This is a genomic window from Bacillus pretiosus, from assembly GCF_052947655.1.
In genome coordinates, this window is record NZ_CM129593.1 from 4480075 (window position 1) to 4501984 (window position 21910).

General features: G+C 37.4%; 24 protein-coding genes and 1 other annotated feature. Of the genes, 5 read left to right on the forward strand and 19 right to left on the reverse strand.

What is annotated here, in order from left to right; all coding sequences use genetic code 11:
• Positions 1-163: 163 nt before the first annotated feature.
• The 4 genes from ACU8YW_RS23075 to ACU8YW_RS23090 form a co-directional block, all read right to left on the reverse strand.
• Positions 164-1150, reverse strand: a complete 987-nt coding sequence (locus tag ACU8YW_RS23075) for a class I SAM-dependent methyltransferase (protein WP_141542729.1) — start codon at positions 1148-1150, stop codon at positions 164-166.
• Positions 1151-1348: 198 nt separating this feature from the next.
• On the reverse strand, positions 1349-1849 hold the full coding sequence (tpx, locus tag ACU8YW_RS23080; RefSeq protein ID WP_046956210.1) for a thiol peroxidase: 501 nt from the start codon (positions 1847-1849) through the stop codon (positions 1349-1351).
• A gap of 134 nt (positions 1850-1983) precedes the next feature.
• Positions 1984-2379, reverse strand: a complete 396-nt coding sequence (gene ytfJ / locus ACU8YW_RS23085) for a GerW family sporulation protein (protein WP_000350005.1) — start codon at positions 2377-2379, stop codon at positions 1984-1986.
• A gap of 12 nt (positions 2380-2391) precedes the next feature.
• Positions 2392-3030, reverse strand: a complete 639-nt coding sequence (locus ACU8YW_RS23090; RefSeq protein ID WP_088064566.1) for a DUF2953 domain-containing protein — start codon at positions 3028-3030, stop codon at positions 2392-2394.
• Positions 3031-3235: 205 nt separating this feature from the next.
• Between ACU8YW_RS23090 and ACU8YW_RS23095 the strand changes: the two genes are divergently transcribed.
• Positions 3236-4039, forward strand: coding sequence for an NAD kinase (locus ACU8YW_RS23095; protein ID WP_048544426.1), 804 nt, complete (start codon positions 3236-3238; stop codon positions 4037-4039).
• Positions 4040-4146: 107 nt separating this feature from the next.
• Here the strand turns inward: ACU8YW_RS23095 and ACU8YW_RS23100 are convergent, their stop codons facing one another.
• From ACU8YW_RS23100 to ACU8YW_RS23135, 8 genes are all read right to left on the reverse strand, one after another.
• Positions 4147-5715: an amidohydrolase gene (locus ACU8YW_RS23100; RefSeq protein WP_426934093.1), complete on the reverse strand. Its 1569-nt coding sequence runs from the start codon at positions 5713-5715 to the stop codon at positions 4147-4149.
• Between the two features lie 88 nt (positions 5716-5803).
• A complete protein-coding gene (locus ACU8YW_RS23105; protein ID WP_088048009.1) occupies positions 5804-6235 on the reverse strand; it encodes a VOC family protein in 432 nt (143 codons plus the stop codon).
• Positions 6236-6338: 103 nt separating this feature from the next.
• Positions 6339-7925, reverse strand: coding sequence for an acyl-CoA synthetase MbcS (mbcS, locus tag ACU8YW_RS23110; protein WP_098133577.1), 1587 nt, complete (start codon positions 7923-7925; stop codon positions 6339-6341).
• 176 nt (positions 7926-8101) lie between these two features.
• Positions 8102-8299, reverse strand: a complete 198-nt coding sequence (locus ACU8YW_RS23115; protein WP_000091640.1) for an alpha/beta-type small acid-soluble spore protein — start codon at positions 8297-8299, stop codon at positions 8102-8104.
• Positions 8300-8379: 80 nt separating this feature from the next.
• Positions 8380-9594, reverse strand: coding sequence for a tRNA uracil 4-sulfurtransferase ThiI (thiI, locus tag ACU8YW_RS23120; protein WP_060486566.1), 1215 nt, complete (start codon positions 9592-9594; stop codon positions 8380-8382).
• A gap of 6 nt (positions 9595-9600) precedes the next feature.
• The gene (locus ACU8YW_RS23125) at positions 9601-10743 is read right to left on the reverse strand and encodes a cysteine desulfurase family protein (RefSeq protein WP_426934094.1); all 1143 of its coding nucleotides are present in this window, start codon (positions 10741-10743) and stop codon (positions 9601-9603) included.
• Positions 10744-10971: 228 nt separating this feature from the next.
• The gene (gene ezrA / locus ACU8YW_RS23130; protein WP_060486568.1) at positions 10972-12684 is read right to left on the reverse strand and encodes a septation ring formation regulator EzrA; all 1713 of its coding nucleotides are present in this window, start codon (positions 12682-12684) and stop codon (positions 10972-10974) included.
• Between the two features lie 207 nt (positions 12685-12891).
• Positions 12892-13734, reverse strand: a complete 843-nt coding sequence (locus ACU8YW_RS23135; protein ID WP_446894006.1) for a LysR family transcriptional regulator — start codon at positions 13732-13734, stop codon at positions 12892-12894.
• Between the two features lie 124 nt (positions 13735-13858).
• Between ACU8YW_RS23135 and ACU8YW_RS23140 the strand changes: the two genes are divergently transcribed.
• Positions 13859-14803, forward strand: coding sequence for a DMT family transporter (locus ACU8YW_RS23140; protein ID WP_446894007.1), 945 nt, complete (start codon positions 13859-13861; stop codon positions 14801-14803).
• An 11-nt stretch (positions 14804-14814) separates the two neighbouring features.
• Here ACU8YW_RS23140 and refZ read toward each other — a convergent pair whose 3' ends face one another.
• Entirely contained in the window at positions 14815-15453 is a 639-nt protein-coding gene (gene refZ, locus ACU8YW_RS23145) for a forespore capture DNA-binding protein RefZ (protein ID WP_087985414.1), read from the reverse strand.
• Positions 15454-15600: 147 nt separating this feature from the next.
• On the opposite strand from refZ, the gene msrC reads away from it, so the two are divergent.
• A complete protein-coding gene (msrC, locus tag ACU8YW_RS23150) occupies positions 15601-16080 on the forward strand; it encodes a free L-methionine (R)-S-oxide reductase MsrC (RefSeq protein ID WP_048544449.1) in 480 nt (159 codons plus the stop codon).
• Between the two features lie 62 nt (positions 16081-16142).
• Here msrC and megL read toward each other — a convergent pair whose 3' ends face one another.
• The gene (gene megL, locus ACU8YW_RS23155; protein ID WP_106382691.1) at positions 16143-17321 is read right to left on the reverse strand and encodes a methionine gamma-lyase; all 1179 of its coding nucleotides are present in this window, start codon (positions 17319-17321) and stop codon (positions 16143-16145) included.
• A gap of 400 nt (positions 17322-17721) precedes the next feature.
• Between megL and rpsD the strand changes: the two genes are divergently transcribed.
• Positions 17722-18324, forward strand: coding sequence for a 30S ribosomal protein S4 (gene rpsD, locus ACU8YW_RS23160; RefSeq protein WP_000135322.1), 603 nt, complete (start codon positions 17722-17724; stop codon positions 18322-18324).
• Between the two features lie 54 nt (positions 18325-18378).
• On the opposite strand, the gene ACU8YW_RS23165 is transcribed toward rpsD, so the two are convergent.
• Positions 18379-18507 carry a transporter gene (locus ACU8YW_RS23165; RefSeq protein ID WP_087985417.1) on the reverse strand — a complete coding sequence of 43 codons (129 nt, stop codon included), beginning with the start codon at positions 18505-18507 and terminating at the stop codon, positions 18379-18381.
• Positions 18508-18657: 150 nt separating this feature from the next.
• Here ACU8YW_RS23165 and ACU8YW_RS23170 point away from each other — a divergent pair, with 150 nt between their 5' ends.
• Positions 18658-18960, forward strand: coding sequence for a YjdJ family protein (locus ACU8YW_RS23170; protein ID WP_088064574.1), 303 nt, complete (start codon positions 18658-18660; stop codon positions 18958-18960).
• Positions 18961-19038: 78 nt separating this feature from the next.
• Here ACU8YW_RS23170 and tyrS read toward each other — a convergent pair whose 3' ends face one another.
• From tyrS to ACU8YW_RS23190, 4 genes are all read right to left on the reverse strand, one after another.
• Positions 19039-20295: a tyrosine--tRNA ligase gene (tyrS, locus tag ACU8YW_RS23175; protein ID WP_046956195.1), complete on the reverse strand. Its 1257-nt coding sequence runs from the start codon at positions 20293-20295 to the stop codon at positions 19039-19041.
• Between the two features lie 70 nt (positions 20296-20365).
• Positions 20366-20595: a binding site (T-box leader), on the reverse strand.
• Between the two features lie 77 nt (positions 20596-20672).
• Positions 20673-20918, reverse strand: coding sequence for a hypothetical protein (locus tag ACU8YW_RS23180; protein ID WP_088609306.1), 246 nt, complete (start codon positions 20916-20918; stop codon positions 20673-20675).
• Positions 20899-21444: an RNA polymerase sigma factor gene (locus tag ACU8YW_RS23185; RefSeq protein WP_000057187.1), complete on the reverse strand. Its 546-nt coding sequence runs from the start codon at positions 21442-21444 to the stop codon at positions 20899-20901. The genes ACU8YW_RS23180 and ACU8YW_RS23185 overlap by 20 nt, the downstream gene beginning before the upstream one ends.
• On the reverse strand, positions 21425-21880 hold the full coding sequence (locus tag ACU8YW_RS23190; protein ID WP_087985420.1) for a hypothetical protein: 456 nt from the start codon (positions 21878-21880) through the stop codon (positions 21425-21427). Before ACU8YW_RS23190 ends, ACU8YW_RS23185 begins: the two co-directional genes overlap by 20 nt.
• Between the last annotated feature and the right edge of the window lie 30 nt (positions 21881-21910).

Below are 21910 nucleotides of genomic sequence, written 5' to 3' on the forward strand. Positions count from 1 at the left end.
ATCGTCCGACATATATTTCAAGTGAAAAAATTGTAACACCAAGAAAAAATATATATTACAGATTTCAAAAAAATTCAGTTTAATCTAGTATATATTTAAAAATATGACATATCCTATAAAACTGTACTACATGAATTACTAATCCTGTTACATATACCTTGCCTTATTTGTGGGTTGCAAACCAAGTATTTAATTGATCCATAATGTTCTCCATCGCCTTCATGTTGGAGAATTTAGGTAATTCCACTAATAACGCCTGTTTTGGCATTGTTACACTAGGACCTTTCTTTTGGAGAACAAATATACTTTTTGCATTTTTCTCGTTTTTAAACATGGAAACAGGTAGCTGTAATAGCCCTTGAATAAAACATGTTTCTTTAATAAATGCATGTAATTTTGGTGCTTGATCACTTTCAAAAATGAAGTTTGGTACTAGGAAGAATAAGTACCCGCCTTCTTTCGTATGTTTCACACTTTGTTCAATAAATAGGTGATGGGCATACGACATTCCTTGATCTGCTTTTAACTTATATTCACTTGCACCGATTTCATTTGGATAGTAACCAATCGGTAAGTCTGAAACGACTGCATCAACCGGATCGATATAAAGTGGCGCTAGTCCATCTTGATGGAAGAATTCGATTGCATGCTTTTGTAAATTCGCATTTACTAAAGCAAGTTTAATTAACACTTCATCCACTTCTACACCAAATCCACTCATTGCTAGTCCTTCTTTGGCGCTATTAAATACTGTAGTCATTAAGTTACCTGTTCCAATTGCAGGATCTAAAACAGTAATTTCGTTTTGCCCTTGCATAAATTTATGGAATAAGTAGCTCATGAACATTCCAACTGCATCAGGCGTCATTTCGTGATTCGCTTGTACGCCTTCTTTCATTCCTTTTAAAATGGCTAACTGAAATGCTTTACGAATTTCTTCACCTTTATATGTTTCTTCATTAAACGTACTATATTCACGATTCAGCCTTTCAATTGCTGATTCGGATAATTCCTCTTGTAAAATTGCTCCTTCAAACAAGTTATCACCTGTTTCTACAAGCGCCTCTAAATATGTTACATCTAATTCTTTACGTAAAACTACCGCAGAAGAATCAAAAATAGAAAATAATGTTTCTACTGTCTGACTCACGTACATTCCTCCTTCTCTCTTTTACACATAACTTATATCATACCACAAAGTGTTTTTTTCCAAAAAGAAAAAGCGACCTCCTGCAAAGAGCTCCCCTTTAAGTTATATATGATATAACGTTTTTTCTCATATATTGGTACCATTACGCAGCAATACATGAGAAAAAACGACCTCTTTATAAGAGGTCATTTCTTCACATTATTTTGCCGCTTTAGCTGCTTCTAATGCTGCTTCATAGTTTGGATGGCTTGTACCTTCGCTTACGTATTCTGCGTAAACTACTTTGTCGTTGCTATCTACTACGAATACTGCACGAGCAAGTAAACGAAGCTCTTTCATTACTAAGCCGTAAGCTTCACCGAATGAAAGATCGCGGTGGTCAGAAAGTGTAACAACATTTTCTAAACCGTTTGCTGCACACCAGCGTTTTTGAGCGAATGGTAAGTCAGCGCTAATTGTTAACACTTTCGCGTTTTCAATACCTGCTGCATCTTGGTTAAAACGACGTGTTTGTGCATCACACACACCTGTATCGATTGAAGGTACAACACTAATTAATTTTACTTCGCCTTTGTATGTTTCTAAACTTACTGGAGATAAGTCATTTGCTAATACTTGGAATTCTGGCGCTTGATCGCCAACTTTAACTTCTGTTCCAACTAAAGTCATTGGGTTACCTTTAAAAGTTACGTTTGCCACTTGAAAATCCTCCCTTATTTAAACAAAATATGTACAATGTAAATGATAGTTTGTCCCTATCGATAATGCAAATAAAATCGCTTTATTTACAAAAAAATTAAAGAAGCTAATCCATTGATTAGCTTCTTTATTCGTTAAATTTGAAATTCAGGATCGTCTTCTTTTCGTTTATCCATCATTTCTTTCACTTTATCAACAGCTTGTGGTGCTAATTCAATTATTTTATCGATGACGTGTGTTTGCTTATCTAAATGCAACACTTTTACACCTTCTCCATTTATTACAAGAAAAGCAACAGGATTAATAGAAACTCCTCCACCACTTCCCCCGCCAAATGGATGACGGCCTGAATGTTCTACTTTACCAAATTCACTTCCACCAGCAGCGAATCCGAAACTAACTTTTGAAACGGTAAGAATTACACTTCCATCTGCCGCTTTAATCGGATCACCAACAATTGTATTTACATCAGTCATTTGTTTTAAATGCTGCATTGCGGTTGTCATTAAACCTTGAATTGGATGGTCCACTTTATATCCCCCCTATGCTTGAACTGATTTTTCATTCGTACCAGATCTTTGTCTTCTCATAAACGTGAGTAATTTGATACCCGTTTTTATAGCACGAAATATACGAAAAGATGCTGTTAACTCACATCTTGATGCAAATCCTTTCCCTTGAAAAACAGGGGTGATTTCAAATTCTGGTACGTCAACAATATGCATATATTGTCCTACAACTCCAGCAGCCATTCCTTTTGTCCCCCATGCATATCCAGTGACAATTCCAGTACTAGCTGCATCACCTGCTCCAATTTGGGTGTGCCATTTCCAACCATTGATTTTTACTCGTTTGAGAAAATCTTTAACGATAGTATGAACTTCTTGCAGCTTTTTTATCAGTTCCCCTATACTATCAAGTTGTGCCATAATTTTATTATCAATTCCGCCTTCTTCTTCAGCTTTTTCGATTTTCTCTCCTGTCTTTTTCTGCTGTTTTTCAATTCTTTCCAATACGTCAAACGTATATCGAATCATCCATATTTTCACTTGAAACAAACATTGCTTTTCCATTTCTGAATATAAAAATGTCACTTTAAGCTTTATTTTCGACAATAGTATAAGCAAAATAAAAAGGAGAAGAATTATTATTCCAATCACGAGCCACTTCATACGTATCATCCTTTCACTCCGTACCCATTATCGACAAGTTTATTCATCATTAAACAGAATCCTTTAAAATTGAATATAAAAATTTTTCTAAAAATAAAAAGGGATTTTGACATTTTATATCGAAATATATTATTTGAACATATCGTCGGGGAACATATTTGGATGATATGTAGCACGAAGAACAGAAAATTTAACTGCAGTGGAGGGATACATAATGGCAGATCGTCGCAATTTATTTTTCTTTTATGGTGATGACAAAGCAACGCTCGTTGAAAAAATGAAACCAATCTATCGTATTTTAGAAGAGAATGGTTTTACCATATTAGATCATTCAAAAAATGCAAACGCTATCGTCAGTGTTGGAGATGATGCAACTTTCTTACAAGCCGTTCGTCAAACTGGTTTTAGAGAAGATTGTTTATACGCAGGGATTTCTACGAAAGATGAAACTTCTTTCTACTGCGATTTCCATATTGATCACGTCGATACAGCCCTTCAAGAAATTACAAAAAATGAAATTGAAGTGCGAAAATATCCAACAATTCAGGTAGATGTAGATCACGGTACATCTTTCCATTGTTTAAATGAGTTCTCATTACGCTCTAGCATTATTAAAACATTCGTTGTAGATGTTCACGTTGATGATCTATATTTCGAAACATTTAGAGGGGACGGTTTAGTTGTTTCTACCCCAACAGGAAGTACAGCTTACAATAAATCATTACATGGTGCGGTTGTTGATCCGCTTATCCCATGCTTCCAAGTAAGCGAATTAGCATCTTTAAATAACAACACATACCGTACGCTCGGTTCACCATTCATTTTAAATCACGAGCGTACACTAACTTTAAAACTACGACCAGACGGTAACGATTATCCAGTTATCGGTATGGATAATGAAGCGCTTAGCATTAAACAAGTGGAAAAAGCTGTTGTACGCTTAAGCGATAAACAAATTAAAACAGTTAAATTAAAAAACAATTCCTTCTGGGAAAAAGTACAAAGAACATTTTTATAGCATTAAAATAACCGCCGAATTATGGGATCCCATAATTCGGCGGTTATTTATTTCTCTCGCTACCGACCACTATTCTTGTCATTTTTTATCGGTAATTCGATATATTTTCACACGTCTTTCCTATACACAATCTTCCCATCAATTACCGTCATTTCTGCTTGTACTTCTTTTATTTCTTCTGCCTCTACCTCAAATATATTTCGATCTACTATCGTAAAGTCCGCTTCATATCCCTTTGCGATTTTCCCTCGCTTCGCTTCTTTTCCGATTGCATAGGCACTTCCTGTTGTAAATAAAGAGATAGCTTCATATACCGTTAATCTTTCCTCTGGCATATAGCATACGCCGTCAATAAAACTTCTACGTGTAACAGCACTATATATGCCTAAAAACGGATTCACTTGTTCAATTGGCGCGTCAGACCCACCGTTGCAGTGTAATCCCGCTTCTAGTAACGTCTTCCAAGCATATGCATATCGAAGACGATGCTCGCCTAGTTTTTCAATGACTGATGGGAAGTCCGATGACACAAAGACGGGCTGAATATCGATAATAGCCGGCAAGTGTTGCATTCTCTCAATCAATTCTTCACGAGCTAACTGACAATGAATAATACGATCGCGAAAACCTTCTGCTGGTGGATATAATTCAAGTGCATCAATGACATATTCAAGCGATAAATCACCTATTGTATGAATCGCAACTGGCATATGTAAATCCCGTGCTTTTTTCACTAACTCCGCAAGCTCTTCACGTGAGAAGATTGCAACTCCATTTGTTTCCTGCGCATCTTCATACGGTTCACTTAATAAAGCTGTTCTTCCGCCAAAAGAGCCATCAGAAAAAATTTTCATCGCTCCAAATTCAATATAATGCTCATTTTCATATTCTTTTCGCTCATGTGCCACTTCATGGTGAACGAGCAAATGCGCTTTAAAGGGCATTTCTTTTATAACATGAGAAAACGCATTATGCGTTTTTCTAAAACCACCGTAATAATTTAAATCTTCCGTATGCCCACCGACGAGTCCGTATTGCCAGCAATCTTTAATCGCTGTTTGCAGAGCTCTTTGTAAGTAGGCTTCATCAATTTCAGGCTGAACATGTTTTATTAGTTCTTGTCCTTGTTCATATAAAAGCCCTGTTAAATTATTCAATGCGTCCCGGCCGACTTTTCCTCCTTTCGGGTCTTGCGTCGTCTCTGTTATGTTCGCTTCTTGCAATATGTATGAATTCACCCATGTAACGTGGCGACAAACGCGCTTTAATAAAATGGGGTGTTCTTTAGAGATTTCATCTAAATCACGTACATGAACTTGTTTTGTATCTGTAAAATTATTTTCATTCCAGCCTTCTCCAATAACCCAAGAACCTTTTGGCGCTTCTTCTACTCGCTTCTGAACAAGAGTCAACACTTCGCTATAAGATGTACAATTTGATAAGTCTAGACGGAGTAACCTCTCCCCGTGCCCAATAAGATGCATATGACTATCAACGAGACCTGGGATCATCGTTTTGCCTTTTAAGTCATACAACTTCACGTCTGAATATCGACTTTCTAGCTCTTCCTTACTCCCAGCATCAACAATCATGCCCTTTTCAACATAAATAGCTCCTACTTTTTCATTCTCTTCTCGCATCGTGTAAATGGTGCCGCCATACCAAATTTCTCCCATATGCTCATCCCCCTTTTCCCTTTAGTCTACGAAATTAGAGCGTATAAAAAAAGCACCATTTCGATTAAAAATGGTGCTTTTCTAAAAATTACTTTTGTTCAGTAGGGTTCGTTGTAATTTGCCATTCAATGCTAAATTTATCTTTTAGTTGTCCGTATGCTGGGCTCCAAAACGTTTCTTGAAGTGGCATAATAACTTCTCCACCCTCTTGTAACTTTTCGAATACTTCTTTCGCTTTTTCTGCATTACTAATTTGAATTGCAATTGTTACTTGAGATCCGATTGCATGCCCTTGACCTGGGAATGTATCAGAAATCATAAGGTCCGTATTACCAACTTTTAAAGTAGCATGTAAAACGCGCTCTTTTGCTTCAGCTGGAATCGGGTATTCTGGATTTTCAGGCATATCACCAAAAGTTTGCATGACTTCTACTTTTGCGTCTAACGCCTCTTTATAAAACTGTACAGCCTCTTGCCCACTACCATCTAAAACTAAGTACGGATTAATACCTAAAATCATACGGACACCTCTTTTTTTAGTTTATAAAAATCGAACTTGTGTTCGTTTTTATATTATCATTGTTTGGCATTTCATTCAACTATTTCCTTCACTGTTTTCAAAATTATTTTGACGGAATCTCCATCTCTTGTTTTCTAAGTTCAATACGGCGAATTTTTCCGGAAATCGTTTTCGGTAGTTCATCTACAAATTCAATTTTGCGAGGGTATTTATATGGTGCAGTGAGTTCTTTAACGTGTTGTTGGAGTACTGGAATTAATGTTTCTTCATTCTTGTCTATATTCTCTCTTAATACGATAAATGCCTTCACGACACTTCCGCGAATTTCATCAGGGCTTGCGACAACCGCACACTCTCTTACGTAAGGGTGTTTTACGAGCGCATCTTCTACTTCAAACGGCCCAATTGTATAACCAGAGCTAATAATAATATCATCACCGCGCCCTTCAAACCAGAAATAGCCGTCTTCATCTTTCTTCGCTTTATCACCGGTAATATAATAATCACCGCGGAATTGCATCGCTGTGCGCTCATCGTCTTTATAATATTGTTTAAAGAGGGCTGGCGTTTCAATGTGAACTGCGATATCACCAACTTCTCCTACCTGTACCGGAATACCTTCTTCATCTACAATATCAACGTGGTTGCCTGGCGTTGGTTTTCCCATTGATCCCGGTCTAATATCCATCCCTTTCATTACACCAACAAGCAATGTATTTTCCGTTTGCCCGTAGCCGTCTCTTACTGTAATATTAAAGTGCTTTTGGAACGTTTCAATGACTTCTCTATTTAATGGCTCACCTGCGGATACAGCGCTATGTAACGCTTCTAAATTGTACTCACCTAAGTCTTCTACTTTTGCCATTAATCTATACTCAGTCGGTGTACAACAAAGCACATTCACCTTATTATCACCTAATAAGTTTAAATACGTTTTTGGTTCAAATTTACCGTTGTATACAAATCCTGTCGCTCCTGATCCGAGAGTTGCTAAAAACGGGCTCCAAATCCACTTTTGCCAACCTGGACTAGCCGTCGCCCATACAACATCATCCTCTTCAATTCCGAGCCAATTTGGAGCGCTCGTGCGCAAATGAGCGTATGCCCACGCATGCGTATGAACAACACCTTTTGGGTTTCCTGTCGTTCCTGACGTGTAAGATAAAAAGACCATATCTTCTTTATCAGTCTTCGCCATTTCTAACATGTCACTTTCTGTTTCTAACGCTGTTTTTAAATTAATCCATCCATCTACTGACTGCTCGCTCAGAACGAATTTTTGAAGAGATTCCATCGCTTCTATATCATCAAACTGCCCAATGTACGGCTCATAACTTACGATTGCTTTTACTTCCCCGTGCCCAATGCGATATTCTATATCCTTTTTGCGCAACATTTCCGAACTCGGAATTACGACAAATCCTGCTTTAATCGCAGCGATATACGTCATGTACGCTTCAATTAAGCGCGGCATCATAATGAGGAGCTTGTCCCCTTTTTGCAGACCACTTTTTATAAAAGCGTTTCCAATTTTATTCGCACCTTTCATAAGCTCAGCGTATGTAACTTCTCGTCTATTCCCTTTATCATCTTGCCAAATTAAAGCAAGCTTATCTTTATCACCTGTATATTTCTCTATTTCAGAAACTAAATTATAAGACGGTGGCGCCAACAATTCCTCTCTCTTCATACAATATCCTCCTCCATTTCTATGCCTCCCTTATATAATAAAGAATTTTCAGTTAATTTTGAACCCTCTTCTTTTGACAAATTTTTTATGTCTATGTCGAAATGAATGTATACCGATGCAAACAACAAAAAGAAAGAGCGGGAAAACCCGCTCTTTCTAAGCCATCTTATATGGGATTATTTTTGGTAACCACCTAATTGTTGCTCAGCTAGTGAAACTAGACGTTTAGTGATTTCACCACCAACAGAACCGTTAGCGCGAGCTGTTGCATCTGCTCCAAGTTGAACACCAAACTCTTGAGCGATTTCGTATTTCATTTGGTCTAATGCTGATTCAGCACCAGGAACCGCTAATTTATTTGTGCTACGTGACATGTTATATCACCTCCTTGTGAGTATAGAGTGTGATAAATAACATGACTTCATACACGTTTTAGATATGGTAATTTATGGTTTTAGAAAAGTTCTTCGAATTTGTCTTCTTCCGCCACTACTTCTACCGTTTGTAATACCATTGTTTCTTTGTTCGCTACAGCTTCATCGATTAATGGTGTGAAATCGTATTTCGCTTCAAAACGATTCGCTTTTTCACGCTTTGGCTTCGTCGATGGGCTTGCTGGTGTGAATACTGTACAGCAATCTTCGTACGGACGAATTGAAATATCATATGTGCCGATTTCTTCAGCGATTTTAATAATTTCTAATTTATCCATCGTAATAAGTGGACGAATAACCGGATAGTTTGTTACCTCGTTGATTGTATGCATACTATCTAACGTTTGGCTTGCTACTTGTCCAAGACTTTCACCAGTCGTAATTGCAAGTGCATTACGCTCCTCTGCGATACGCTCTGTAATACGCATCATCATACGGCGCATAACTGTCATTGAATAGCTAGATGGAATTTCTTTATTAATCGTTTTTTGCACTTCTGTAAATGGAACAAGGTGAAGCGTTACACGTTTACAGTACTTCGTTAACTCTTGTGCTAAATCGATTACTTTTTGTTTTGCACGCTCGCTTGTGAAAGGTGGGCTATGGAAATGAACTGCTTCCACAGACACGCCGCGTTTCATCGTTAAGTACGTTGCTACTGGGCTATCGATACCACCAGAAAGAAGTACCATTACTTTTCCGCCAACACCAACTGGTAAACCACCAGCTCCCATATGCTCACCACACATAATATAGCTGTAACCACTGCGAATTTCTATACGTACATTCACATCTGGATTATGAACATCTACTGTGATATCCTCTGTATTTTCTAAAATGTGTCCACCGATTTCTGGAAGTAACTCCATCGTCTTCATTGGGAAGCGCTTATCAGAACGGTGCACTGTAATTTTAAAAGTTTTCACATCATCTTTTACTTGTAAGAAAGCTGCTAATGCACCCTTTTTAATATCTTCTAATTCTGATGGTACTTTCATCGCTAAGTTAAACTTATGAATACCGAATACATCTTTCAATCTTTCAGAAATTGCTTCATGGTCTTCGCCATTTAATTGAATGTACATACGGTCATGCGTTGCATCGATTTTAATATTTGGGAACTTTTTCAGCTTGAACTTTACGTTATCTTTCAATGTGCTTACAAATTTAGAGCGGTTCTTACCTTTAGTCGTCATCTCTCCATAACGAACTAAAATATATTCATATGTCATCATATTCCTTTACCTCATCACTTCATATAATTTTGGCATCGTCTCTTTCACAATACCTTCAAATTGTTTTACTTCTTCCATCGTGTTTTCTGGTGCCAAACTAATACGAATAGCACTTGCAGCAGCGGCATGGGGTACTCCCATTGACACTAACACTCTGCTCACTTCATTTGCTTTTGAAGAACAAGCAGACTTCGTCGATACATATACACCGTGCTCTTCTAAAGCATGAACGACCACTTCTGGTTTTAAACCAACAAATGACACATTTAAAATGTGCGGTGCTGCATATGCAAGCGACGTATTAATCGTTACATCTTCCATCTCTTTCAAGAAACGGACAAGCACTGTTTGTAAATTTTGCAAATGAGCTATCTTTTCTTTCACTTGTTCCATTGTCATGCGAAGTGCTTTCACCATCGCTACAATGCCAGGTAAGTTTTCTGTACCAGAGCGATACTTAAGCTCTTGTTGACCACCTGATAAAATTGGATCTAATCTTACGCCATCACGTACATAAAGAAGACCCGTTCCTTTTACACTGTGGAATTTATGTCCAGATATTGAGCAAAGATCAATATGAGAAGCATATAAATCAAGCGGTACTTTTCCTATCCCTTGTACATGGTCCACATGGAATCTTATTTTCGGATAGTTCGATAATAACGTTCCAATTTCAGCAACAGGCTGAATTGCTCCAGTCTCGTTGTTCACGTGAATAATTGACACAAGAATCGTATCTTCACGAAGTGCTCGTTTTACATCCTCTACCGATACAACACCATGCTCATTAACCGGTAAATATGTTACATCAAAACCGAGATCTTCTAATTGTTTATATGCTTCAAACACAGACGCGTGTTCAATATTTGTTGTAATAATATGTTTACCGCGCGAACGATTCCTCATCGCTATTCCTTTAATCGCAAGGTTATTCCCTTCCGTTCCACCTGATGTGAAAATAATCTCAGAAGGTTTAACGTGAAGAAGCTGCGCTGCAATCGTTCTTGATTGTGTTAATAGACGCTCTGCCTCTCCTCCAAGCGAATGAATAGAAGAAGGGTTTCCAAAATATTTTCCAGCAACCGTTACGTACGATTGAAGGGCTTCTGGATATGGCTTCGTCGTCGCACTATTATCAAAATAGATCATCGTTCTTCCCCTTTCAGCGCTATCACATCATATAATCATATCACAAATACGTGTAATTACGCTAAGACTACTCAAAGGTTCCATTTTATCCCGATTGTGAAGGCCGATAATTAGCGAGGATGACCCTACTGACTACAGTTTCACTATATTTTAAAACGAATAACCTTACTGTATTCCGCTATTCATTATAGCAACATCGTCCCCAAAATTACACAAAAAAACAAACCCTTATGAAAGGGTTTGTTCATTGTCTACATATTCAGCTATTTTTTGAACAACGCCAGGTTCAAGTTGCTCTAGTACAGAAGCCGCTTGTTCTAAAGCTGCATCGTATTGATATTCACGGAATAATTTCTCCGCATAATTTAAGCTCTCTGCAAGGTTCTCATCATGACTGCGGTAACGATTACCGTATTGAATTAATTTTTCAACTAAATACGCTTGTCCAATTAACTCTTCTGTCATTTCAGCTACACCATTAACAGTTGTGTACGCTTCTTCTAAACTGCTATTTACAGCATTCATATTTAACGGTTTCACTTCTAACTGTTCATATACAGCTTGCATTGCCATTTGTCCTCTTTGTAAATCTTCCATAATGCTTTCTGGAAGACCTGGCAAATTCGACTTTTGCATAAAACGTTTCGTTTCAAAAATGATATTTCGCATTTCTTGTAACTTCTCACGTGCTTCAAATTCTTCTTTACGCATCGTTTGCAGCATTTCTTTATATTCTGCATGAAGTACTTTTAACGTTTCACATTGCTCATAAACCTCTTCTAGTTCCTCACGAATAATAGAGAAGGCTATATCTTGTTCCGCAACTCGTAATCGCAGCATTTCAAAACGTTTCGTTAAAATATGCATTTGCTTTTCAATTACTTTTTGAGACTCAATGTCCTTATCTTGTAGCTGATAACTTTGTTTCACAAGTTGTGTTTCTGCTTTTGTTTCAATCGTTTCAGTACGAATTTCTTCTAAGTCTTCATAAACAGAAAGTGTTTTTTGCTCCACATAATGTCTCGCATGTACTTCTTGTTCCAGTTGATCATAGAAGCCATCTAAACGCGTTTTTAAGTTTTCTACTTTTTCAGCGGCTTCTGTTATATGAAGCTCCTGTATATCCATTAAACATGTGTGTAGTTGTGTCGTCATATCACGAACTTCTTTAGGGACTTCCAAATACTCTAATACATAACCTTGTCTTACCATATCATTATGTCCTTGTAATAAATCTTCCAGCTGAACTGGTAACGTCGCTTGACACTCTACCAATAAATCCGGAATTTGATGAATAATGATTTCTAAGCTTGCCAAACCTTCTTCTAAACTAATAACAATTTCTCTCGCTTTTAAATAGTCACCATTATCTGTTGCCTCTTCAAAGCTTTTAAACTTATTAGATTCAGCATCTAGCATCTCTTCGATTTTCTGCTCTGCTGCTCCATACATATGTCTATGAGCAAGAACACTCTTCTTCATACTACGATATGTATCACGTAACTCTTCAATTTCCGAGCTATTTTTTTCATGGCTTTCTAACAATTGCTGTAATTCATTTAAAATATCTGTAATACGATTATCAGCGTCATCTAAACCACTTATGGATTCATTCATCGCATGCTTTGCTTTTCGGAAGGAGAATTGCGAGGCGAATTTTCGCGCTTGCGCTAAATCTTTGTCTGCTTTCGGAAGGGTTGTTGATACAATCTCATCCCATTCTTCACGCCATTTACCAAACAGTTCTTCTGTTTGACCCGTCATGTTTAAATCTTTCACCCGTTTTAGTTCATCTGCCACAGGTTTATCTTTTATCTCTTGTTTCCACTGCTCCAGTGCTTCAATATCTTTATATGAACGATTTCTTATCACAAGCTCTATCATGAGCAGCACTAGAATAGAGCTTACTACAATGATAACGATCGTCAGGATAGAATCCATGCAAAAAAGCCTCCTAGTTATATCTCTTTTTTTGTCCGTTCCGTTTATGAAATGGAAGGCATTATGTATAAAAAGGGAATCCCCCTATATTTAACAACTAACAATGTACTAATCATACCATGTAATGGCTTGTTTTTGACCTAGTTTTTTTTAAAATTTCATGTTTCTTTCAATGCAATTGTAATCTTTCTCAATCTTCTGTTTGGATTAGCTTCCATCATCAAATGATTGCAATAACGGGTTCTCTTCCATATGGGATACGAAATAAATTTTGCGTGCAAGTGGTGGTTCAATAGAAATCGCATGCACATTCCCTTGCTTTACCGCTTGCTTTACTGACATTTCTGGAAGTAACGTAGTACCAAGTCCAGCTCCGACCATCGCAAGCATCGGTTCTGCATAAGAAGTTTCAAATGCAATGATTGGTTTCGCACCTATCCCCTGAAACATATTCGTAATCATTTTCCTTACATCACAGATTTCTGGGTATACGATTAACTTTTCATTTTGCAAATCTTCCATTCGGATCACTGTTTTCTCTTTATAAAGATGATCATTTGAAACGACACAAACAATTTTTTCTACTCGCATTTCTTTTATACACGTAGCATCTTCTACTACTGAATCGACGAACATCGCTTCAATCTTCCGTTCTTTAAAGAGTCCCATTAGTACTTTCGTATGCTCAATTTTCCATTCTACTTCGAATCCGTCACCTAATACATCTTTACATTTTGATATGTAATGAGCTGCTAAACTTGGCAATATGCCTATAGAAATTTTCCGCTTCTCTTGAAAATTCTTCATTTCGGCTTTCACTTCATATATGTGTTCCAAAATCGGTAACATTCTTGTTATAAATAACTCTCCAGCTTCTGTTAACTCCACTCCTTGTGCGGAACGCTTCAGTAAAGTAACCTCTAAGCCCGCTTCTAACCTTTGAATTTGTTTACTAAGCGCCGGTTGAGAAATATGTAAAAGCTTACTCGCCTTTGATAAACTTCGCGTATTCTTTACTTCAAGAAACGATCGTACTGCCTCCAAATCCATCGTACACACCTCTAACATAAAGTTATAACTGTCATAAAAAATCGATATTTCCTTCTATAAACAATTACTCTTTATACTTATTTCATCAACTTACTATAACGAAATGTAAAGGGGAAAGATACTCTTGGACAAAAAACAAATGCTACTCGGATCCCTCCTATGCTTACTTGCCGTAACGGCTTGGGGATTTATGTTTCCTGTCATGGCAAATGCCCTGCAGTTTATTGATCCGTTCTTCTTCACAACTATCCGATACGGATCAGCAGCTATTATTTTTCTTATTTTGCTATTCATTACTGAAGGAAAAACTTCACTCCGCTTAGAGAAAAGAACACTTTCGTTATTCTTTTACGGAACAGTCGGTTTCGCTGGATATGGTTTTCTCATTTTTTACGGCCAACAACTTGCCGGGCCTTCTGGGGCCATTCATGCTGCGATGATTCAGTCTCTTATGCCACTCATCGCTTTATTATTGCAGTGGATAACAAAAAACAAACGCCCACAAAACTACACATTCCTTTGTATGTTCGTTGCATTGCTCGGTGTTATGCTCGTCATTTCAAAAGGAAATATTCACTTATTATTTGGAGCTGCCAGTCACCTCTCAACAAATATACTTATGCTATGCGACGTTACTTGCTGGGTCATTTACACGAACGGTGGTGCTCGTTTTCAATCTTGGTCACCACTTCGATATACGACGTTAACTTGTTTATTCGGCTCCATTTCACTCATCGTTATCGTCACTTTCTTCACGTACACAAACATCGTTACTATGCCGTCACTTCGTACCATTATGAGCGTTCGTTTTGAACTCTTGTATATGTCGATTGTTGCAGGTGTTATCGCTGTATTTTGCTGGAACACAGGAAATCGCTATATTTCATCTATTAACGGCATATTATTTATGAATTTAGTTCCTGTACTTGCACTTATCGGTTCCATCTTTCGAGGTTATACAGTCGACAAAATTGAAATTTCCGGAGCCTCATTAACAATTATTGCGCTATTATGCAACAATGCATGGCAAAGGAAAGAAAGCACAAAAATCCCCACCTCAGTTCGTTAGGTGGGGATTTTTCACATATGAACAGCTCTTGGCAATTCATAGTACATATTCGTTATACATAATGTTTGCTCCATCCATTGTTCAATTTCTTTCGTGTACATTTCTATGAAAAATGTCTCAGACGGAAATGAATGCAGCACTTCTGATATATATTGTGGATATAAAAACGGCATATTCATCATGCCTTTTAATTGCGTCATAAACATTGTAAAAGATACCTTTTTAAACTCTTGCTTCATTTGTCCCTGTCTAATCATTTGCTCTATATAATATCTTTCTTTAGAAAAGTAAATGGTCATCACTTCGCGAATTAATGTCGTATCAAGTGAAAGCTCTCGGTAGAAGAAACGTGTCAGTTCCCTATTTTCAAATTGATATCGTAAAATCTCGCGCACCATTTGCACCATCACATCTTTAGCCGACAAATATTCTCTCTGTTCGAACGACATTTCAATCACATGAATATATCCTTCTAAAAAATCAGTAATAAGCTGTTCTAATAAACCTTGCTTTCCAGCAAAATAATATGAAATATTCGCTACATTCACATCCGCTCGCTTTGCAATTTCTCGCACCGACGTTCCATCATAACCTTTCGTGTTAAACAACGATATTGCCGCATCAATTACTTTTTGTTTCGTCTGTTTCATGCGCTCACTTCCTCTCACTGAACAGCTATAGTTTAAATTTCTTGACTTTTAAGACAAATTCCTTTAATTTTCTATCGACAAAGTCATGTGAAATACATCGTATTTTGCTAATATTTTACACATCTCGATAAAAAGGGAGTTGTTTCCATGTTTACAAAAGAAAGTTATGCAGGTTCTCGTGAAGAGCAATACGAGACAGTAATTAAACAACTGGATGCATTATTAACTGGCGAACCGAACGTAGTCGCAAACTTATCAAATGCGTCCGCATTATTAAATCAATTTTTAGATCGTGTGAATTGGGTTGGCTTTTATGTAACAGACGGAAATCAGCTTGTTCTTGGACCTTTCCAAGGAATGCCCGCTTGCGTGCGCATTCCATTTGGACGAGGCGTTTGCGGCGTTGCAGCTGAAACAAAAACAACGCAACTTGTAGCAGACGTTCACCAATTCCCAGGACATATCGCTTGCGACAGTGCTTCTAATTCAGAAATCGTCGTACCGATCGTGAAAGAAGGAACTATCATCGGTGTACTTGATATTGATAGCCCTGAAAAAAATCGTTTTGATGAAGTAGATCAGCGCTATTTAGAAAAGTTTGTGGAAACACTCCTAAAACATATTTAAAAAAGAAAAGAGTGAGTTATCGATTGCGTACATCACGTACGAAACCGATAGCTCACTCTTTTTTATTGATTACTAACAGTAGATACTTTCTTTAGTGCCTGTTCTAAATCAGAAACGATATCTTCCCATGATTCTAAACCGACAGATAAACGTATTAAATTATCGTAAATACCCATTTCTTGTCTTAGCTCAGCTGGAATCGCAGCGTGTGTCATCGTTGCTGGGTGCTGAATTAACGTTTCTGTATCCCCTAAACTTACGGCAATTGTAATAAAGTGAAGGTCATTGATAAACGCTTGCGTCTCTTCTTTTCCGCCTTTAATTGAAAAAGAAATCACACCACCTCCCCGTTTCATTTGGCGAGATGCTAACTCCCCTTCTGGATACCAAACACCTTCTACCGCATCATGATTTTTCAGAAACGATACAATTTTTTCTGCATTATCACAATGACGGTCCATCCTTACCGCTAATGTCTTTAATCCACGTAACAATAACCACGCATCAAACGGCGCCATAATGCCGCCGATATCTTTACGCATCGGGCGAATTTTTTCAGCTAATGCTTTCGTTTTACAAATCGTTACACCCGCCACAACATCGCCATGACCACCAATATATTTTGTCGCACTATGAACAACCGCATCACAACCAAGCTCAAGCGGTCTTTGTAAATAAGGTGAACAAAACGTATTATCAACAACGACAAGTAAGCCATTTCGCTTCGCAACCCGAATAACTTGTTTTAAATCGATTAATTTCATCGTTGGATTAATCGGTGTTTCAACGAAAATAACCTTTGTATTCGGACGGATTTTATTTTCGACATCATCCTCTGTCTCCATATCACAAAACGAATGCGTAATCATAAATTTCTCTTCTAACACTTCTAAAAAACCGTACGTGCACCCGTATAATCCATTTGAACAAATAATATGATCTCCAGCTTTTAAAAAGCCAATTAACGTTGCTGAAATAGCTGCCATTCCTGATCCGAAAGCAAGTGCTTCTTCTCCTCCTTCTAACACCGCCATACGTTCTTCAAATAATTTTACAGTTGGATTTCCAAGTCTTGAGTAAATATAAGACGGATCCACTCCCGCAAAACTCGCCTCTCCTTGCTGCGCAGTCTCAAATGTAAATGTAGACGTTTGAAATAACGGTGGTGTTAAACTTCCTTTATGTTCCTCAGATGTATACCCGTGATGAATTAACGCTGTCTCCATATGCTTCTTTTTCATAAAAACATCCCCTTTTATGTTTTTATTCCCGCATATTCATCAACAAAAAATTAATGAACATTTTTTACTACATTTTATGTAAGCGTTTCATTTGTGTTTCTATCACTTCTTTTATATCGTTTTAAATTCCTTCTTGTTCATTTCCAAAATTTATATGCATAAAACAAAAACGTACTTGCTTGACGAAACTCTGGGTAAAAGATATAATAGCGTTTGTGTAAAATAAAAAGGCAGCCTTGTAATGTGAGTTTATCGTTTGTATTTTGTTCCTCTACGGAGGTGTATCTCGTAACTCCCTGCTGCTGGAGCGAAGGTACATGAAAACAAAATGCCCGTAAATATCGATTACGTCTGTTTTTATTTTACGTAAATAAAAACATTTTTAAAGGAGGAGTCAACTATGGCTCGTTATACAGGTCCAGCTTGGAAACTGTCTCGTCGTCTTGGAATCTCTCTAAGCGGCACAGGAAAAGAATTAGAAAAACGCCCTTACGCACCAGGTCCTCACGGTCCTAACCAACGTAAGAAACTTTCAGAATACGGTTTACAATTACAAGAGAAACAAAAACTTCGTCACATGTACGGCATGACTGAGCGTCAATTCCGTCGCACATTTGACCAAGCAGGTAAAATGCCTGGTAAGCACGGCGAAAACTTCATGATCCTTCTTGAAGCTCGTCTTGACAACCTAGTTTACCGTATGGGCTTAGCTCGCACTCGTCGTGCAGCTCGCCAATTAGTAAACCACGGCCACATCACAGTTGATGGATCTCGCGTAGATATCCCATCTTACCGTGTAAAACCTGGTCAAACAATCAGCGTTCGCGAAAAATCTAACAGCCTTGTTGTTGTTAAAGAAGCGATCGAAGTTAACAACTTCGTACCAGAATACTTAACTTTCGATGCTGATAAATTAGAAGCTACTTACACTCGTCACGCTGAGCGTTCTGAGTTAGCAGCTGAAATCAACGAAGCATTAATCGTAGAGTTCTACTCTCGTTAATGACAAAAAGCCAATCCTCTGGATTGGCTTTTTTCGTTTATATATAAAATAAAATTATTTATTTTCCTCTTGTTGAACATATACATAAGCATCTTTCTGCTCTTTATGTACATCCACCTTCGAATTCTCTGCAAGCTGACCTGCGTTTAGCAAAGAAAAAATAATGAGCGCTTCTAGTGACATGTTGTTTTACCACTCCTTTCTATTTGTTATACATTTATCATACCGCTTACATGTGATTTCCGTATGAACTCGAAAAGGAGATTACAACAAAAAGGTTACAGGAATATGAATGCACGCTATAATAACCATTAAATAGGAGGTCGATTCATTTTGACAATAAATCAAATGGTTCAATTGGGTAGTGCATGTATGTTGTTTATTACTTCCGCGCTTATTAATTGGTATCAGGGGAGTAATTTAATAGATGATCCTGATGAATGGAAATATAGCGCTAAGTTTACGAATTACTTTAAAGGCACCGTTTCAAATTACCAAGATATTTATCAAATCGATTTCTTTATATATGCAGCAAAATTTTATCCAACAGCATTTATTGTTATGCTCAGTAGCTTACTTTATATGCTCATATTAATTCTTCATATTCTATTTACAAGAACTCGTAAGGTAATCTAAATTCATACATAAAAACCCCGAATCATAAACTTTTCAGCCTACAATCCGGGGTACTATTTGTTTTATATTCGTTTCTGATTAGTAACGAATTAAGAAATATTTCTTTTTACCGCGGCGAATGATTGTGAATTTACCTTCGATGCGGTCGTTTTCTGTTACAACGTAGTCTAATGCTTGTGTACGTTCACCGTTTACGTAGATTGCGCCGTTCGTTACATCTTCACGTGCTTGACGTTTTGATGGAGAGATTTTGCTTTCTACAAGTAAGTCGATTAATACTGTATCTTCTGCAGTACGTTCTACAGATGGTACGTCTTTGAATCCTTGCTCGATTTCGCTTGCAGTCAATTCTGCTACAGAACCGCTGAATAATGCAGCTGAAATTTTAATCGCTTGCTCTAATGCTTCTTCGCCGTGAACAAGTTTTGTCATTTCAGCACCTAATGCTTTTTGTGCTGCACGTTTTTCTGGTGCTTCAGCTACTTGCTTTTCAAGCTCAAGAATTTCTTCATGAGATAAGAATGTGAAGTATTTTAAGTATTTAACAACGTCGCGGTCATCTGTGTTAATCCAGAATTGGTAGAACTCGTAAGGAGTTGTTTTCTCTGGGTCTAACCAAATTGCGCCGCCTTCTGTTTTACCAAACTTCGTACCGTCAGATTTTGTAACAAGTGGAATTGTTAAACCAAACGCTTTCGCATCTTCTTCTGATTTACGGATTAATTCAAGACCAGCTGTAATGTTACCCCATTGGTCACTACCACCGATTTGCAAGCGGCAATTATGGTTTTGGTATAAGTTTAAGAAGTCGTATGATTGTAAAATCATATAACTAAACTCAGTGAATGAAATACCAGTATCTAAACGAGATGCTACTGTATCTTTTGCTAACATATAGTTTAAACCGAAGTTTTTACCGATATCGCGTAAGAATGAAATTACATCTAAGTTACCAAGCCAGTCATAGTTGTTAGCCATTGTTGCTGGGTTGTCCACATTTTCAAACTCTAAGAAGTTTGAAAGTTGGTTTTTAATGCTTTCTGTGTAGTAAGCAACTGTATCTTTCGTATTTAATGTACGTTCTGCTTTTTTACCACTTGGGTCACCGATCATACCAGTACCACCGCCAACAAGTGCGATTGGTTGGTGACCAGCTAATTGGAAGCGACGTAACATTAATACTGGTAACATATGACCGATGTGTAAGCTATCCGCTGTCGGATCGAAACCACAGTATAATTTAACGCTTTCTTTTTCTAATAATTGCTCAAGTCCCTCAGCGTCTGTTTGCTGATTAATTAGACCGCGAAATTCAAGATCTTGTAAAATACCCATATCCTACATACTCTCCTTTAAGTTCATTACTGGCGTGAAGGTTGAAAACATAAAAAAATCGCCCCTTCAAATAAGGGACGATTTTGATTATCGCGTTACCACCCTAGTTGCAGGCAAAAAAAAGCCTACCACCTTATTTACATAACGGCTTAGCACCGTCTTTTCCCTTTTGAATACAATTCAATCGAAAAAAGATGCTCTAGGGGCGTAATTCGCGATCATCTATGTGCTGATTTTCACCGGCCATCAGCTCTCTAAAACAGGGAAATGATCACTACTTCTCCCTTTCCACGCTCAATTATTCATATACTTTTCTTTATACCATCATTTATATAGGCGTGTCAAATAGAGGTCGGGTTTCTCTCCTTGCCAATCCTTTACAACGTCACAAAGAGTATCGTAACAAGGGAAAGAATTGGAACCCCAACTAATAACGACACATGAAATACAACCGATAAATCATTCCCAATGGTCGCCTCCACAGGATCTTTCGCTGGAGAACCAAGAAATCCGATTAATCGATCGAAGCGACTTACCGTTTTTGGAAAATCTGGTATCTCTACATGATCACTATCTAAATGCTGCTTTAATTTACATTCACTCTTAAAGGGATTTTCGCTCAATTTCATCCACCTCCAGCAATTGTTTCAATTTCTTTATCCCGTTATGGAGTCTCGATTTCACTGTTCCAATCGGAATGTTTAATATCTCCGCAATCTCTTTTTGCTGCATATCATGATAATAAGAAAGAATAAGGACAGCTCGCTGTTCTTCAGGAACTTTCAAAATCGCTTCTCTTACTGTGAGCCGATCTTCATGAGAAAATTCTTTTTCCTGGATCGGCACTAAAAACGGCAAAAGCGTACGCCACTTTTTTCTTCTATTTAATTTATTAATCATAAGACGATAACCAATTTGAAATAAATACGTTTTTATTTTGCCTTTTTCAAGTTCATACATATGTTTCTTACGCTCTAACGTCAAAAACGTATCTTGCACAAGATCGATACTTAATTGTTCATCTCGATTAAATCGATACAAAAATGTGTATAGCGCTGGTTTGATTAAAACATATAGTTTTTCCCCAGCCTGCTTATCTCCACTTTGATACGCAAGCATGAGCTCCTCCTCAATCCCAATCTGCGCCATGATTTTTGATCTCCTTTATTCCTTTTAACGTTAATGAAATACGGGAAATTAAATATGCACTTGCAACAATAATCCATACTTGTGATTGATTTGTAAAAAATTGAACATACGGGTTTTGTATTGTATGACCGGTTGAAACTAAAATATTTAATGCTTGCACACATATGCATGCATACACTGCAAGACAAGCCGAAATCGTATCAAATACATTCCAGCGAAAATAAACTTTTGTTTTTGTAAAATCAATTTTATATCCATTTTTCCGTACTATATGTTTTCTATCAAACGGAATAATGATGGAAAACATAATAATCATCATGACCCCAGCGGTAATCATTGATACTTTAAATCCGATTGGCATTGGTAATAGCAACCCACAAGAAAATACGACTATAATTCCAATTAAAGCAAAAGCAAGAAGTAATTTATTAGACATAAAAAAGCCTCCCTCATCTATTCTTTCATA

What these genes read in the sequence shown, in the direction of transcription:
- ACU8YW_RS23135 (WP_446894006.1), bottom strand. Translation starts at nt 13,734, where the DNA reads ATGGATTTGGAGGCAGTACGATCGTTTCTTGAAGTAAAGAATACGCGA.
- msrC (WP_048544449.1), top strand. Translation starts at nt 15,601, where the DNA reads ATGTTTACAAAAGAAAGTTATGCAGGTTCTCGTGAAGAGCAATACGAG.
- megL (WP_106382691.1), bottom strand. Translation starts at nt 17,321, where the DNA reads ATGAAAAAGAAGCATATGGAGACAGCGTTAATTCATCACGGGTATACA.
- ACU8YW_RS23105 (WP_088048009.1), bottom strand. Translation starts at nt 6,235, where the DNA reads ATGATTTTAGGTATTAATCCGTACTTAGTTTTAGATGGTAGTGGGCAA.
- ACU8YW_RS23190 (WP_087985420.1), bottom strand. Translation starts at nt 21,880, where the DNA reads ATGTCTAATAAATTACTTCTTGCTTTTGCTTTAATTGGAATTATAGTC.
- ACU8YW_RS23095 (WP_048544426.1), top strand. Translation starts at nt 3,236, where the DNA reads ATGGCAGATCGTCGCAATTTATTTTTCTTTTATGGTGATGACAAAGCA.
- ACU8YW_RS23125 (WP_426934094.1), bottom strand. Translation starts at nt 10,743, where the DNA reads ATGATCTATTTTGATAATAGTGCGACGACGAAGCCATATCCAGAAGCC.
- ACU8YW_RS23090 (WP_088064566.1), bottom strand. Translation starts at nt 3,030, where the DNA reads ATGATACGTATGAAGTGGCTCGTGATTGGAATAATAATTCTTCTCCTT.
- ACU8YW_RS23185 (WP_000057187.1), bottom strand. Translation starts at nt 21,444, where the DNA reads ATGGCGCAGATTGGGATTGAGGAGGAGCTCATGCTTGCGTATCAAAGT.
- ACU8YW_RS23115 (WP_000091640.1), bottom strand. Translation starts at nt 8,299, where the DNA reads ATGTCACGTAGCACAAATAAATTAGCGGTTCCTGGTGCTGAATCAGCA.
- refZ (WP_087985414.1), bottom strand. Translation starts at nt 15,453, where the DNA reads ATGAAACAGACGAAACAAAAAGTAATTGATGCGGCAATATCGTTGTTT.
- ACU8YW_RS23100 (WP_426934093.1), bottom strand. Translation starts at nt 5,715, where the DNA reads ATGGGAGAAATTTGGTATGGCGGCACCATTTACACGATGCGAGAAGAG.
- thiI (WP_060486566.1), bottom strand. Translation starts at nt 9,594, where the DNA reads ATGATGACATATGAATATATTTTAGTTCGTTATGGAGAGATGACGACT.
- ACU8YW_RS23165 (WP_087985417.1), bottom strand. Translation starts at nt 18,507, where the DNA reads ATGTCACTAGAAGCGCTCATTATTTTTTCTTTGCTAAACGCAGGTCAG.
- rpsD (WP_000135322.1), top strand. Translation starts at nt 17,722, where the DNA reads ATGGCTCGTTATACAGGTCCAGCTTGGAAACTGTCTCGTCGTCTTGGA.
- ezrA (WP_060486568.1), bottom strand. Translation starts at nt 12,684, where the DNA reads ATGGATTCTATCCTGACGATCGTTATCATTGTAGTAAGCTCTATTCTA.
- tyrS (WP_046956195.1), bottom strand. Translation starts at nt 20,295, where the DNA reads ATGGGTATTTTACAAGATCTTGAATTTCGCGGTCTAATTAATCAGCAA.
- mbcS (WP_098133577.1), bottom strand. Translation starts at nt 7,925, where the DNA reads ATGAAGAGAGAGGAATTGTTGGCGCCACCGTCTTATAATTTAGTTTCT.